At 52.7% G+C, this 15,242-nt stretch carries 11 protein-coding genes; 2 read left to right on the top strand and 9 right to left on the bottom strand.

Annotation, left to right across the window (positions count from 1 at the left end; translation table 11 throughout):
- The first annotated feature begins 131 nt into the window (after nt 1-131).
- Nucleotides 132-1,406: a serine hydrolase domain-containing protein gene (locus ACYX4J_RS21530; protein ID WP_476177523.1), complete on the top strand. Its 1,275-nt coding sequence runs from the start codon at nt 132-134 to the stop codon at nt 1,404-1,406.
- Between the two features lie 66 nt (nt 1,407-1,472).
- Here ACYX4J_RS21530 and ACYX4J_RS21525 read toward each other — a convergent pair whose 3' ends face one another.
- The 4 genes from ACYX4J_RS21525 to glyQ all read right to left on the bottom strand — a co-directional run bounded on the left by ACYX4J_RS21525 (nt 1,473) and on the right by glyQ (nt 8,405).
- A complete protein-coding gene (locus ACYX4J_RS21525; protein ID WP_476177522.1) occupies nt 1,473-4,454 on the bottom strand; it encodes a S8 family serine peptidase in 2,982 nt (993 codons plus the stop codon).
- 305 nt (nt 4,455-4,759) lie between these two features.
- Nucleotides 4,760-5,311 (bottom strand): D-glycero-beta-D-manno-heptose 1,7-bisphosphate 7-phosphatase, encoded by a 552-nt coding sequence (gmhB, locus tag ACYX4J_RS21520; RefSeq protein WP_475709062.1) that lies wholly within the window; start codon nt 5,309-5,311, stop codon nt 4,760-4,762.
- A gap of 56 nt (nt 5,312-5,367) precedes the next feature.
- Nucleotides 5,368-7,449, bottom strand: a complete 2,082-nt coding sequence (glyS, locus tag ACYX4J_RS21515; protein WP_476177521.1) for a glycine--tRNA ligase subunit beta — start codon at nt 7,447-7,449, stop codon at nt 5,368-5,370.
- A complete protein-coding gene (glyQ, locus tag ACYX4J_RS21510) occupies nt 7,449-8,405 on the bottom strand; it encodes a glycine--tRNA ligase subunit alpha (RefSeq protein WP_282930551.1) in 957 nt (318 codons plus the stop codon). Before glyQ ends, glyS begins: the two co-directional genes overlap by 1 nt.
- Before the next feature lie 159 nt (nt 8,406-8,564).
- Here glyQ and ACYX4J_RS21505 point away from each other — a divergent pair, with 159 nt between their 5' ends.
- Nucleotides 8,565-9,452: a lysophospholipid acyltransferase family protein gene (locus ACYX4J_RS21505; protein ID WP_444895588.1), complete on the top strand. Its 888-nt coding sequence runs from the start codon at nt 8,565-8,567 to the stop codon at nt 9,450-9,452.
- A 33-nt stretch (nt 9,453-9,485) separates the two neighbouring features.
- Here the strand turns inward: ACYX4J_RS21505 and ACYX4J_RS21500 are convergent, their stop codons facing one another.
- The 5 genes from ACYX4J_RS21500 to ACYX4J_RS21480 all read right to left on the bottom strand — a co-directional run bounded on the left by ACYX4J_RS21500 (nt 9,486) and on the right by ACYX4J_RS21480 (nt 15,216).
- Nucleotides 9,486-10,673, bottom strand: coding sequence for an ABC transporter permease (locus ACYX4J_RS21500; protein ID WP_444895587.1), 1,188 nt, complete (start codon nt 10,671-10,673; stop codon nt 9,486-9,488).
- A 63-nt stretch (nt 10,674-10,736) separates the two neighbouring features.
- Nucleotides 10,737-11,897, bottom strand: a complete 1,161-nt coding sequence (locus tag ACYX4J_RS21495) for an ABC transporter permease (RefSeq protein ID WP_444915105.1) — start codon at nt 11,895-11,897, stop codon at nt 10,737-10,739.
- Nucleotides 11,894-12,589: an ABC transporter ATP-binding protein gene (locus tag ACYX4J_RS21490; protein WP_282930547.1), complete on the bottom strand. Its 696-nt coding sequence runs from the start codon at nt 12,587-12,589 to the stop codon at nt 11,894-11,896. The genes ACYX4J_RS21495 and ACYX4J_RS21490 overlap by 4 nt, the downstream gene beginning before the upstream one ends.
- A 46-nt stretch (nt 12,590-12,635) precedes the next feature.
- Nucleotides 12,636-13,667, bottom strand: coding sequence for an efflux RND transporter periplasmic adaptor subunit (locus tag ACYX4J_RS21485; protein WP_108731210.1), 1,032 nt, complete (start codon nt 13,665-13,667; stop codon nt 12,636-12,638).
- A 97-nt stretch (nt 13,668-13,764) separates the two neighbouring features.
- Nucleotides 13,765-15,216, bottom strand: a complete 1,452-nt coding sequence (locus ACYX4J_RS21480; RefSeq protein WP_444892443.1) for a TrkH family potassium uptake protein — start codon at nt 15,214-15,216, stop codon at nt 13,765-13,767.
- Between the last annotated feature and the right edge of the window lie 26 nt (nt 15,217-15,242).

Raw genomic sequence — 15,242 nt, 5'->3', positions numbered from 1 at the left:
AAACTTGAGACCTAGGGCCGATCTAAAATCGTGTCGGAATTGGTCGTAAATGTGTCTCCTGCGACACTTTTAATTGTGTCAAGCTTGCTTTTAAATCGGGCAACAGACCTAAAGCTTAATTCGGAGGGGGTATGAGACGTAAGCTCATATTGATGAGCGTGGCCACACTTCTGTGTGGTTTTACTTATATGTTGTGGCCAGTTTATCAATTCTATGCCTGGTCACTAAATACAGTGCCGTTAAGTCCATTGGGGTGGCAGGCTCTACCTACAAAGGCGCCGTCCACTCAAGAGCTCTCCGATAGTGGATTGCAGCTTGCCGCAGGGCAATCGCTTAAAGCAATTGAAAATCATCGTGAGAAAATCGGTGCTCCGGCAATTTCTGCGGCAGTATCTGCTTGTGGTGCAGTAGTTTGGGCTGGGGCTGCCGGCTGGGCTGATTTAGAGGAGCAAGTACCTGTTTCTACAGAGACACGCTTTCGTATTGGTAGCACCTCTAAGGCTTTAACAGGAACTGCATTGGCGCGTTTGGTACAGAGGGGGGCTATTGATCTGGATAAACCTATCTCAAATTATCTGGAACCCTTACCAAACCCCGATTGGGCGTCAATGACCCCGCGCCAATTGGCTTCCCATATGTCTGGCTTGCCACATTATAAAAAGAACTCCGATTGGCTGGGGTTGTATCAAACTCTGGCACTGGATGTTCATTACGAGGATATGTATCGGGCTCTGGGAATTTTTGATGCTAGTGAATTACTTTTCGAACCGGGTACCGATTTTTATTACAGTACTTTGGGCACAGTTCTTCTGGGAGCCGTTTTGGCTGGTGCTGAGGACAAACCTTATCTGGAAGTGATGCATGATGAGGTATTTACGCTTAGCGGAATGAACAGCACAGAGGTATCGCCACTGAATGGTGATATAGAACGTAATATTGCTCGTTTCTACAAAAGTAATGGCTTGTCTGGCAGTGCCCTTCGCCTGCGGGAATGGCGTCCAGTGGATTTAAGTCATCGCCTGCCGGGGGGAGGCTTTATTTCCACACCCAGTGACTTGGTGAGACTGGGTGCTCAGTTCCTGAAAGCAGACTACTTGTCCCCAGGAGTCCGGGAGATATTTTGGGCGCCACAAAAATTGGCCAATGGTGAAGTGAATGAACAAAACTATGCCTTGGGTTGGCGGGTGACTGAAGTAGAAATCCCTGAGGTAGGATTAACAAAAGTGGCCAATCACGGCGGAGTTAGTCGTGGCAGTCAGAGTTGGTTAATGATATTACCGGAATATCAGCTTTCTGTTGCTGTGAATATCAATCGAAAGACAAAAGATTTTTGGGACTTTGGTCGAGTATCCCTAGACATAGCGAGCGCTTTTATTCATCAGCAGAATACACTCAATTGCGAATAAAAAACCGGCCAAACTCCGGCCGGTTTTGACTTTCACTTCTTACCATCAATTATTAGCGTGTGAGGCCTATTGAGTATTAATCATGACCTGAGTTTCGGAAAATTCTTTTTCTCCGTCACCATGAGCCAAAATACCAAGATGGCGGGTATTGGGAGTAATGTTCATCCACTCCAAAGAAACTACCCCAGTTCCGCCAATCTGTGCTTGAGCCGGCGCATCCACTGCGGTATTTCCATTGTCCCCGTTCAGATTAAAATTGAATAAGCTGAAATTGGTGGGGCCGGCGGATGTCGCATAATCGACAACAACGGCTGCATATTGACCGGGAGAGGGGTTAGCCAGGGAAACTGACTCTGCGGAAGTGGCGCTGCCGCTGGTACCGACTTCGGGGTAGTTTGGCGCTGGGCCATAAACTTCCAGGTCCAGGTCGTCACTTCCGCTACCGTCGCCCACATCGGCATCATACATAGCGATATGCGCAAGCTCTGTTCCTTCAGGTATATCAAAGAAAATTACTTGAACATCGCCATCTTCAACAGTGGTTGTAGTGGCCTCACCCTCCGCTAGGCCAGTGACATTCACCTGGAAATCACCGTTGTAGCCGAAGCCCACATTGAGTTCGAGGTTGCCATCGGTGCCGCTGCCAGTTAATTGCTGTGGTGCAGCTAGAGGAACAGGCCGAATAGCAATTGGGCTGCGCACACTGATCTGGGAGCCTACGGATTGCCAGGTGAGGTCACCAAAGACCCAAGTATTCATTTCGGCGGACTCTGTGGCGGTGAAGGTCACCTCAAACTCAGCACTCTCTCCCTCCCTGAGGCGTAGCACTTTCGGGTTGATATCTACATCGATACCGAGTGGCGCGTTGATGGATGCCCAATACCAACGCTGGCCGGGGGCGACGCTAGTAACCCGGCGTTTGATGGTCTGGCTGCCGAGGAGGTCGGCGACCCCCATAGAAGCGAGGTTCAGGTCGCTGGAATCGCTAGAGTATCCCAGGGACGTCAAAGCATCACAGGTTGTGCTATCGACCATCTCGGGCTGGAGTTCAGCGCCACATAGGAAGGCGAGATAATCATTGAAGCCCGCATCGTAAACCAGCCCCGGTTTAAAGGCGTCACGGGGCACTATGGCACCGGCACCAATATCAAATGGTGTTGCATCCGCTAGTCCGTAAGACTTGCGCAGGTCATTGCGTGCACTCGTCATCAATGCGGACTTGGCCATTGCCGGGCTCCAGTGGGGGTTGGCCTGTTTCAGCATGGCCATTACACCGGCGACATGAGGACTGGCCATAGAAGTTCCACTGAGGGCTCCGAATAGTTCTCCTCCGCTTAACACTGGAGAAATCCCCGCGATAATGCCAACCCCCGGGGCACTGATATCCGGCTTGATAATATCCGGAGCTCCGCCGTTCTGGCCGCGAGATGAAAAGTTTGCGACGCGGTCTTCCCTGGGGATCAATTGAGATGGATCGATAACCCCAGAAACTTCGCTACTGGCTGCGAGAGTTTCGCCCTCGTAGTACGAGATCATCATTCCGGGGATACGGGTATCAGGGGCTGACATGGAAATCGGGTTGATGCGATCGTCTGCAGTACCATCGTTGTAAACGACGATAGCCAAGGCTCCGGCATCGGCAGCATTGTTATATTTATCGGTAAAGGAGCAACCCCCACGTCTTACCAGAGCAATACCGCCCTCCAAAGACTCGCTATTAGTGACTTCGCTACAAGCTTCTAACGGCTCGCTGAGAACAACCTCAGCAGAGACTGCACCAACCTCTTCCAGACTTACTGTGCCGTTACCCTCGCGCCCTTCGTATGTGCCGGAAACCGACTCCGGTGAGGATACTTGTAGGGCTAAGCCGAAACTCTGGTCATCTTCAGAGGCGCCGACCGCAGTTATCCAAGGAACCCCTGAAGGGGTTCCCATGGTCTCTGGGCCTGGCCCGTTATTACCGGCAGATGTGGCGACGAAAACGCCGGCATCGGCGGCAAATAAAAATGCGATGTCATCGGCACCACTAAAGGTGGTGCTGGCGCCACCTATCGAGAAGTTAATAACATCCACACCATCGGCCACGGCTTCATCAATAGCCGCCATGGAGTCGGCGGACGAGCAACCACTATCATCGGGGTCTGGAGCATCCCAGCACACTTTATACACCGCGATGCGGGCTCGTGGCGCCATGCCGGTAAGGGTTTTTCCATCCGGGGTGGTAACGCCATAGTTACCGGCGGCAGTAGTCGCCGTGTGGGTACCGTGCCCGTCTGCATCCCTGGCTGACAGGAATTCGTAATCTGCCAATTCGTTGTTGGTCAGGAAGGCATCGGAAAATGACTTGGCCTTAATCAGCTTATTGTTACAAGTAAACGCAGCGTCGTTGGGGTTGTGGTCGCTGTTGCCGAAATCACAGCCGTCGCCGGTAAAGGATTCTGGAATAGAGCCGTAGGGCACATGGGGTCCCAGGTTGCCCTGAAAAGGTGTAGCTATGTCGGCGACACTCTGGTGCTCTGGATGGATTCCCGAGTCGATAATGCCCACCACTATATCCTCACCGGTAATTCCCCAGAGCCAAGGGCTGGGCATATCTGTGATGCCGAGGAAGTTCGCTGTGGAATCGGTATGGGGCTTCAGTAATTCATCTTCCCAAACACCTTTAACGTCGGCGCGACCGCGCAGAGCAGCCGCCTCTTTTTCGCTCATTACGGCCGCGAAGCCATTAAAAGCGGTGTCGTATTCATGAACTGCGCGTGCGCTGGGAACTGTGGATAGAACTTGTTCACGACGCGACCTAAGGAAATCGGAGTAGTGACGATAGCTGCTGCTTTGGGGATCAAGTTTGCCACGGCTGGTCGGTTTGGTGGCTGACAAGCCGGGGATGGTACCGCTGTAGGAAGACAGAGGTTCGCTATCTAATTGAACAATATAAACTTTCTTTTGTTTTTCTTGACTGGGGGCGAACTTTTCCGCTGCTGACGCAGAAAATACGATGCTCGATAGCAACACTCCCGCTGTCAGGGCAGAAAAAATTTTTCTTTTCATTGGAATATCCCTTTTGTTATTTTGCGCAGGCGGCAACAAAAGGCCTAAAAGAGCTCGTCTCTCAGGGGCAATACTCCGTTTCCCCAGTAGAACTTCTCAGAGCTTCATTCAAGTCTTACCCATCCATGGCCTAGCACGAATCATTAATACAACAATGGGCTCACCTTCCCGCTAGTTGCTTTTATAGGAATGTGTCGTGCAACTCAATAACTTGGCGTGTAGCTAAACGTGTTGTGTCGAATATAGTGCGTGAAGCTCGGGATATGACGTCTTTTTGATTTTGTGGGGCTACATCTAAGAGTTGACTACTGGGTGAGAAAAAAATTAGAAAAGTGTGCCAGATCTGTGAAAACTGAAGTGGCGGTTAGGCGAGGATCCGGCTGCTCGATTAGGTGCTGCAAAGTCTGATCACCTGCACCAGTTTTTACTAGAACGGGTTTACACCCCTTCTCCAACGCCAGATAAAGGTCTGCCAGCTTGTCTCCGACCAAATAACAGTCGTGCAGGCTGGTATCAAATTCAGCCTCGATGGCATCCAGCAGACCCGCCAGGGGTTTGCGGCAGCGGCAATTATCTTCAGGGCCGTGGGGACAGTAGAAAATAGCGGCGATTTCGCCACCGGCATCTTCCACCTGAGCACGCATTTTAGCGTGCATTTCTTCCAGGTCATCCAGATCAAATTGGCCCAGCGCCAGGCCGCTCTGATTGGTGGCTATCACCAGTTGATGGCCGGCCTGACTGAGCGCTGCCAGCGCTTCAATACTGCCGGGCAGGGGTTGCCATTCGTCGGCGGATTTGACGAATTTATCGGGATTTTCGTTGATCACCCCGTCGCGGCCGAGAATGATAATTGCCATATTCGTATCTCCCTGATTTGCGAGGCGGGGGTTTAACACCCCGCCTCTGCAAGTCATTACTTGGCAGGAACCAGCAGGGAAATATCGGCAACTTCGAGGAACAGTGCGCGCAGCTGGGCTAATAGGGCCAGGCGGTTGTTGCGCAGTTGCTCGTCGTCACTCATTACCATTACATGGTCGAAGAAGCTGTCTACGGTTTCACGCAGGCCAGCCAGACCGGCGAGGCCCTCGGCGAAGAGCGCATCGCTATACAGGGGCTCGACTTCTGTGCGGGCAACCTGTACTGCGACGAAGAGAGCCTTTTCCGCCTCTTCCTGCAACAGAGCTTCATCAACACTGCTGGGTACAGCACTGTCTAACTTGGCGAGGATATTGGAAACGCGCTTGTTGGCGGCGGCCAAAGCACCGGACTCCGGCAGCTGGCTAAACGCGTTGACCGCGTGCACGCGGTTGTCGATATCCAGCGGGCGCGACAGCTTGCGCGCGGCAACGGACATAAATACTTCGGTGGCGATACCCTGATCTTCGTAACGGGCGCGGAAGCGCTCCAGTACATACTGCAGAGTTTGCTCCACCACCTTGTCATATTCACCCAGGGCGGTGCGCGGGTAGTTGTCGCGGGCCAATTCCAGCAATTCGCGCAGGTCCAGGTCGAGACGCTTCTCTACGAGAATACGGATGATCCCCAGGCTGGCGCGGCGCAGGGCGAAGGGGTCGCGAGAGCCGCTGGGGGGTTGGCCTATGCCGAAGATGCCGACCAAAGTATCCAGGCGATCCGCCAGGGCGATTACAGTGCCGGTGTCGCTGGCGGGCAGCTCGTCACCGGCAAACTTGGGCATATACTGCTCGTACATGGCCTTGGCCACATCCAACGGCTCGCCGTCATTTTCGGCGTAGTAGTAGCCGGCGATGCCCTGCATATCGGCAAACTCGAACACCATCTCGGTAACCAGGTCCGACTTGCACAGGCGGCCGGCGCGCTCGGCCCAGTCGCCGTTGCTTCCGGTTTTCTCAGCGATGGTGCGGGCGAGGGCGGCTACCCGTTCAGTCTTGTCGTAGACGCTACCCAGGTGCTGCTGGAACACGATTTGGCGCAGTTTCTCGCGGCGTGATTCCAGGCTGGTCTTTTTGTCGGTCTCAAAGAAGAAGGCGGCATCCGCCAGGCGCGGACGGATTACGCGCTCATTGCCGTGGATAACCTGAGCGGCATCCTGGCTCTCGATATTGGACACGGTGATAAAGAAAGGCAGCAATTGGCCATCTTCATCTACCACATGGAAATATTTCTGGTGCTCCTTCATGGAGGAGATCAGGGCTTCAGCGGGTACTTCCAGGAAGCGCTCTTCGAAGCGACCGGTGAGGGCTACAGGCCATTCAACCAGTGCAGTCACTTCGTCGAGCAGATCGTCATCGATGACCGCTTCACCATTGACGTTGTTGGCTTCGGCGATCACCTGGGCGCGAATAGCTTCGCGGCGCTCGGCGAAGTCAGCCATTACGTATCCGGGTTCGCGCAGAACCTGTGCATAGTCGTAGGCGGAGTGGATCTCCAGCTCGCGATTGCAGTGGAAGCGATGACCACGGCTGGTGTTACCGGCTTTTAAGCCGAGTACTTCACCGTTGACTACCTTGTTGCCAAACAGCATGACGAGCCAGTGCACCGGGCGCACGAACTCCTCGCGGCGTGCCCCCCAGCGCATACGCTTGGGAATTGGCAGTTGAGCCAATGCTTTCTCGACAATGCCCGCTAACAGGGATTCGGTTTCAGCGCCTTTTTGCTCGCTGATAAAGGCCAGGCGCTCACCTTTGTCGGTCTCTTTGCGTCCCAGCTCTTCAACAGTTACACCGTTGCTGCGGGCGAACCCCTCAGCGGCTTTACTGGGCTTACCCTCTTTATCAAAAGCGGCTTTGACAGCCGGGCCCAGCTTTTCAATTTGTTTGTCTTGCTGCTTATCTGCCAAACCGAATACTGCTACGGCCAGGCGACGGGGGGCTGCGTAGGCTTTAACTTCGCCAAAAGACAACTCGGCGCCTTTGAGGCCCTGGGTAATACCATCGGCGAAAGCGCTCATTAATTTGTGTAACGCCTTGGGCGGCAGCTCTTCGGTGCCCAGCTCTACCAGAAAATCCTGAGCCATTACTGCTTCTCCTCTTGCTCGATGTCTTCCGCCAAAATATCTGCCCGCAGTGCTTCATCTGCCATGGGGAAGCCTAAGGCGCGGCGCGCATCGTAGTAAGCCTGTGCCACGGCGCGGGCCAGGGTTCGTACGCGCAGGATATAGCGCTGGCGCTCAGTCACTGAGATGGCGTGGCGCGCATCCAGAAGGTTGAAGGCGTGGGAGGCCTTCATAACTTGCTCGTAAGCGGGGAGCGGCAGGCCCAGCTCAATCAGGCGTGTGCTCTCGCGCTCGCAGTGATCGAAGGTCGCGAACAGGAACTCCACATCGGCGTGTTCAAAGTTGTAGTGGGACATTTCCACTTCGTTCTGATGGAAAACGTCGCCGTAGGTGACGGGGCTGCCATCCGGGTTGCGGGTCCACACTAAATCGTAGATAGACTCGACACCTTGCAGATACATGGCGATACGCTCAAGACCGTAGGTGATCTCGCCGGTAACTGGGTAGCACTCGAGGCCGCCAACCTGCTGGAAGTAGGTGAACTGGGTAACTTCCATACCATTCAGCCAAACTTCCCAGCCGAGGCCCCAGGCGCCCAGGGTTGGGGATTCCCAGTTGTCCTCAACAAAGCGAATATCGTGGACAGCGGGATCTACGCCCATGGCGCGAAGGCTATCGAGGTACAATTCCTGGATATTGTCCGGGGATGGTTTCATTACTACCTGGTATTGGTAGTAGTGCTGAAGGCGGTTGGGGTTCTCACCGTAGCGGCCATCGGTAGGGCGGCGGCAGGGCTGTACATAGGCCGCATTCCAGTTTTCCGGGCCTATGGCACGGAGGAAGGTCGCTGGATGAAAGGTGCCGGCGCCCACTTCCATATCCAGAGGCTGTAGAATGACGCACCCTTGGCGCGCCCAATAATCCTGCAGGGCAAAAATGAGTCCCTGAAAGGTACTGAGATCGTATTGCTTGGACACCGCTATCTCCGGATCAGTATCTGCTGTGGGCAAAGGGACGCAATTATAGCGGCAGCGGCTCCTGTGCTTAAAGCGCTATAGCCGCTTCGGAGGTGTCAATGTTCATTCTCGAACTAGATAGCCGTCTCAAAATGGCTTTTGTGGATAGGAAGTAATTCAGTGGATATTAAAGGGCGCCTTGCAGTAGGGGCACTGAAAATCATTGGCAAACTGCCGTTGTCTTGGTCGCGACGCCTCGGTTTACTCGTTGGCAAAATTGCTGTGTGGACGCGCTCTGAGGGGCTGCGTCTGAGCCGTATAAACCTGGAGTTGTGCTATCCGGCCATGGACCCAAAGCAGCGCGAACGGCTCGCCAGAGAGAGCGTGATCAGTACTGCAATGACCGGCTTTGAGATGGCGGCCCTATGGAACACCCCCTGGGCCAAAAGTAAGAATGCGATTGTGGGAGTGCGCAACCAGCACTTGCTCGACGGGAGTGAAGAAGGCAGGACCGGCACAATTGTACTGATGCCGCATACGGGCAATTGGGAAATTTTTGGCTTGCATGTAGGCACCCTGGCTCCCTGCACAGTGCTATACCAGCCTCCCAAAATTGAAGCCTTGGACCCGGTTATTCGCAATGGGCGGGAAGTGACCGGTGGCAAGATGGTTCCCACCAACGTACATGGGGTTCGCTCGCTACTTAAGGCTCTCAAAGCCGGTAATTTTGCCCTGATACTTCCCGATCAGGAGCCGGATATGGGCGGTGATTTTGCTCCTTTCTTTGGCCGCCCGGCCCTGACGATGACCCTCGCCCACAACTTGATTCAGCGCACCAACTGCCATGTGGTGTTTGGTTTCGGCAAGCGCGTTGAAGGTGGATTTGAGCTGGTATTTGTTCCTGCGGAAAAGGCCATTTATAGCGATGAGCAGAAAGTTTCCCTGGCGGCGATGAATCGGGGAGTGGAGGCCTGTATTGCCCAGGCACCAGAGCAGTATCAGTGGGAATACAAGCGCTTCAGGAAACAGCCGGAAGGCAAGAGTAAAATTTACCGCAAGAAAAAGTAGGGGCTCTTCATAGAAGCCCCCCCATAAAATTATTTAAGTCGCGTGCCGGAAAGCGACCACAACCGGCATGCGTGCCGCGCGCCAGGCTGGGAAGAAGCCGCTGATAAAACCGATCACCAGCGCCAATACGGCGCCCTGCACAAACAGGTCTGGGGACATCTCAAAACTGAACACCACCTGGGTAAAACTGCCTCCCAGAGTTGAGGTGTTGAGACCGTCGAAAAACAGGTAAGCAGCTAGGGAACCCAAAAGCCCGCCGGCAACGGCTAAAACCATTGCCTCAGCAATAGTGCCGCAGAACGCGGAGAAGTTGCTGAATCCCAACGCGCGCAGCGTGGCGATTTCACGAGCCCGGTCCGCTACCGAGGTATACATGGTGTTGAGAGCTCCGGCCAGTGCGCCTAGCGCCATCACAGAGCTGATGATCCAGCCAAAAGTAGCGATATATTGCAGCTGTTTACCCTGGCTGGCGAAGTACTCCTGTTCGGTTTGCGCTTCCAGGTTTAGGCGGGGCTCGCGTTTGATGGTTTCCTGAATGGGCTTGAGATCGCCGTCATTCTCCAATTGCAAACGGATTGACTGGTAGCTGTTGCCGCGGTTGTAGTGACTTTGGATAATTTTGATATCTGCCCACAGCTCGCTCTCAAATATATTACCCCCTGTGGAAAAGACCCCAACAACTGTCCACAGGTTTTTGCCAAAGCGCACTTCTTTACCGATTTCGAAACCATTAAATTCACGCAATACCCCTTCACCAACAATCATTTCGTTAGTGCCGGGAGTAAACATACGCCCCTCCACCATACGCATGTTATTGCGCATGGCCATGCCGGTTTCATTGAGGCCGCGCAAGGGGATATTGGCTTCGGTGCCGGTGGATTTCTTCAGGCCATCGACAATAACGTAGAGCTCCGGTGATACCAGCGGGCCGTTCGTATCCCTGGCAACACCGGCCGATTCCGCAATCAGGTTGACCTGGTCCTGCAGGATTACAGAGTTGATTTCACTGGCAGACCCCTCTCGCATCAGGATTGCGATCTGGCTGGAGCCGGCCCCACTCATGGTCGCCTCAAATCCCTTGGCCATAGCGAGAAACGCCAGCAGGATTGCGACGACAACTGCCGAGGCAAATACCATGGCCAGTGACATCCACAGGCGCCGGCGCAGGCTGCCCAGATTCATCAGGGTTACCGAAACAATTTGTGCAATAAGAGAACCCATAATTTCTTCTCCTTTAAGGTTTCCCCAGTGAAAACCATTGTGTAGTTTCAGTGGGGCACCAGTTTATTGTTGTCGGTTAAATGCAGTTACTATGTTAAGTCGCAGAGCCTGAAAGGCTGGCATCAGCCCGGTAATCAGACCCAACAACAACATAAATAGAATGGCTTGCAGGGCGATATCCCCATCCAAAATCAAGTTGGGCAAAAAGCGGGCAAGGAAGGTTTTTACCCCTTCGACCAGCAGCCAGGCTGCGGCCAGGCCGGAAAGGCCGCCGACAAAGGCAATTAACAGGGACTCCGACAGCACCATTCGGAAAATACGAGTGCTGGAAAAACCCAAGGTTTTTAATACGGCGATCTCCCCGGTGCGCTCGCGAATAGCCAGTGCCATAGTGTTGCCAACCACTACCAATATGGTGAAAAAGGCAGTAAACACCACAGAAAAAATAATTAAGCCAATATTTCCGATTTGTTCAATAAAGGCTTTATTAAAGGCTTTCTCGGTACTGGTATCGGTTTCATTTTGCGAGTTGGCAAAATTGTCATCGATAGTTTTTGCGACGTTTTCATTGATGGCAGGGTCATCGGTTGTTAGTGCCATCCAGCCAATCCAGTCACCACCGAAAGTCTGTGTCTCCATAAAATATTTATAATGAAACAATAATTGGCGTGTATCGTACTGTTCCGTATCCCCTTTAAAAATCCCGGAAATCACAAATTCCCAGGTGTAGCCACCATCTTTATGCGAAAAAATATTGGAGGATAAAGGAATCCTATCGCCCACTTTCCAGCCGTAAATCTGCGCGAGTTTTTCCCCAACCAAGGCCCCTTGCCTATTGTTAAACCAAGCCTGCTTTTGTTCCTCGGGAATAACAATTTCTTCATAGACTTTTAAATAGGATTCTGGATCTACAGCCATTGAAACGACCTGCCGGCTGGGTTCCTGAAAATAACCGCCAAACCAGTTGAGATGAGTTACATGTTTCACTCCCTCGACGGCTGCAACCTTTTGCACATAGGCAATGGGTAGTGACTGGGTAAAGTTAATTCTATTGAATACCACCAGACGATTATCAGCGGATAATTCCACGCTGGAATTTAATGCGGACTTGAGGCTGGTAACCGAACCGAAAATCAAGAAGGCGATAAAAATAGCAAAGCAGGTAAGGAATAGCCGCAAGGGCTTCCTTGTCATATTTTTAAAAACCAAATAAAAATCACTCATGCCACTATTTCCCTCTGCACAAATTGTCCTTTATCCAGATGTAGGGTGCGCTTGGCGTATCTTGCAGCCGCGGGATCATGGGTAACCATCACGATGGTTTTGCCGTGGTCGCGGTTTAACAATTGCAGCATTTCCAGTATTTCATCTGCTGTGGCCCGATCCAGGTCACCAGTGGGCTCATCACACAGAATCAGTTTTGGATCGGAAACGATGGCGCGAGCGATGGCAACACGCTGTTGTTGCCCGCCGGACATTTCACTGGGCATATGTTTTGCCCGATCACTTAATCCTACCAGGGCCAGTGCGGTTTCCACATTGTGGCGGCGTTGAGATTTGGAGAGATTTGTCAGCAGTAGCGGCAGCTCTACATTGCGCTGGGCATTGAGCATCGGCATTAAATTGTAAAATTGGAAAATGAAACCAATATTTCTCGCTCGCCAGCGGGTTAGGGCGCCTTCATTGAGGGAGTCAATGCGCTCGCTGTCAAACCATATCTCTCCACCGCTGGGTTGATCGACGCCGCCCAACATATTTAACAGCGTTGTTTTACCGGAGCCCGAAGGCCCCATAATGGCAACGAAATCACCGCGATCAATTTCCATATTCAGGGATTCAAAAATGGAAATGGTCTCTTTGCCCTTGGTAAAACTTTTGCTGACATCCTTCAGCTGAAACAACACTTCCTCTGACATCTCAAATTCCCTCTTATAAATACTGTTGTGTTTTTATTGGTGTTTGCTAAGGAGCTGCGGCCTCGCCTGCGAGGAAGCCCACCTTAACGCCCATATCCGGCAGGATTCGAGCATCTTTGTCGTCGATAGCTATTCGCACTCGAACAGTTGCCTTGGCTCGATCGGCCGTTGGAATGATAGCGATAACGGTAGCTGGAATGTCCCAGTTCGGGTAGGCATCCAGGTTGGCGTTAACTTTCTGTCCCTTGGCAACCCGGCCGATAAAGGCTTCGTTCACATCCACTTCGATTTCGAGTGAATTCATATCCACGATGGTACAGATTCCAGTGCGGGTAAAACCTCCGCCGGCAGAGCTCGGGGCAACTATCTCGCCAGGTTGTGCATTTTTTGTCGTGACTACGCCGGCAAAAGGCGCGCGGATAATATGATCTGCCAGGCGTTCTCGCTGCCTCTCAGCTTCAAGAATGGCGACTTGAATATTGGCGCGGGCACTTTTTAAGTCTGCCCGTAACCCCTCTACCGAGGATTCACTTTGGGTGAGCTGCGCTTTGCTGGAATAATTTTTGTCTCGAAGTCCGGCAAAACGCCGATATTGGCGTTCAGCCTCTTTTAACTTCGCGTGAATACTCGCTTCCTTGGCTTGAAGCACTTGAATTTGTGCCTGGGCAAAATCCAGCGCGACCCGCGCTTTGGCATCATCCAAGCGGGCCAGAACCTGTCCCTCCTCGACCTGCATTCCCTCTTCGACATCCACACTACTGATCAGGCCCATTACTTCAGCAGAGACTGTAGCCATGCGCCTCGGTGTGATATAGCCGGAAGCATTAAGAATGGTCTCGTGAAATTTTTCCTCCCTGGGAATCAAGCTGAGAGTCTTGGCTTGAGGTTCGCTACTTTGGGGGAGCACTGGTGTACTGTCTTCTGCAAATAGAGAAGCGCCGGCAAGGCCTATAACTATGCCAGTAACTAGGCCGACAGATGCCGCCAATATAACTTTGCGCGATGGGGAACTGGGTTCGGGCGCTGTTTCCCGATCAATTTTGAGTTGACCGAGCAGCGCACTAGTATCTCTGCTCATACAGCCTGTTTTTATTAGTTACTTCCTGTAAACAGCAACTGTGGCAGAAATTAAAAAATATTGCCACGCGTTAGCGTGGCCATGACATTTTGTGTCGTTAGTGGCGCCAAAAAGCTGGGGTAAGTAGTACTAGCAGGGTAAATATTTCCAAGCGTCCCATCAGCATCGCCAGGATAAGAAACCATTTGGCGACTTCATTAACCGCGCCATAGTGGGCAGCGGCTTCGCCGAGGGCGGGGCCGATATTACTCAGGCAGGAGGCTACTGTCGTAACGGAGGTGACAAAGTCCTCACCGGTGGCGATGACGATAATGGCGAGGATAAAAAAGGATGAAACATAGACCGCAAAGAAGCCCCACACAGCGTCGGTAACTCGATCGGGGACAATTTTGCGGTTGATCTTGATAGGGATAACTGCATTGGGGTGTACCAGGCGATTCAGCTCGCGCATACCGGACTTCATAATCAGCATACCGCGCACCGCCTTAATGCCCCCCGAGGTTGAGCCGGCGCAGGCACCGAGAATACCTAACAGCAAGAGGACGTAGGGTAAGAATACTGGCCAGGCTGAGAAATTTTCCGAGGCGAAGCCGGCAGTGGTGCTGATCGAGACCACCTGGAAGAAACCGTGTAGCAGGCTGTTACCGGGGGAGAAGATATTCAATATCCACAGGTAACAGCTGATCAACAGGCCGGCACCGAGAATCAGCATAACGTAGAAGCGGAATTCTGAGTCGCGCCAATAGTGGCTGAGGGTCCTGTTGCGAAATGCGAAGAAATGCAGACCGAAGTTAATGGCAGCAGTAAACATAAACACGATACAAATAATCATGATCGCGCGGTTGTGGGCGTAGAACCCCATACTGGCATCGTGGGTGGAGAAGCCTCCATTGGCCACAGTGGAAAACGCATGGCCAACGGCGTCGAATACCGTCATGCCGGCCCACCAATAGCCGATGCCGCAGAGGATTGTAAGAATTACATAAATAACAATTAGTGCCCGCGCTGTCTCGGCAATACGCGGAGTCAATTTGGTATCTTTTACCGGGCCGGGAATTTCTGCTTTATACAGCTGCATACCACCGATACCCAGCATCGGCAGGATGGCCAGGGCGATAACAATTACGCCGATACCGCCAAACCACTGCAACTGCTGGCGGTAGTAGAGAATGGCAGGAGGCAGTGAGTCCAACCCGGTAATCACCGTGGCGCCGGTGGTTGTTAGCCCTGAGATGGATTCAAAAATAGAGTCGGTGATACTCAAGTCAGGCTGTGGGCTGATAATAAAGGGCAGGGCACCGAAGCTGCCCAGTACCAGCCAGAACAAAGATGTCACTACGAACCCGTCCCGGGTGCGCAGGTCTTCGCGCAAATCGTGCACTGGCAGCCACATGAACAGGCCGGTGATCAGAGTGATGATGAAAGCTGCGACAAATGCGCTGTGAGTACCATCTTCATACCAAAGGGATACGCCAATCGGCGGCAGCAGAGTCAGGCTGAACACCGTCAAGAGAATTCCAAAAACTCGCGCAATTACCGCAATTCGCATTGGCGCCTATCAGCCTATCGTTATTT

The sequence above is a fragment of the Microbulbifer sp. ABM4_008 genome (assembly GCF_056311705.1).
The sequence above is the reverse complement of the archived record's forward strand: the minus strand, read 5'-3'. Positions and strand labels throughout refer to the sequence as shown.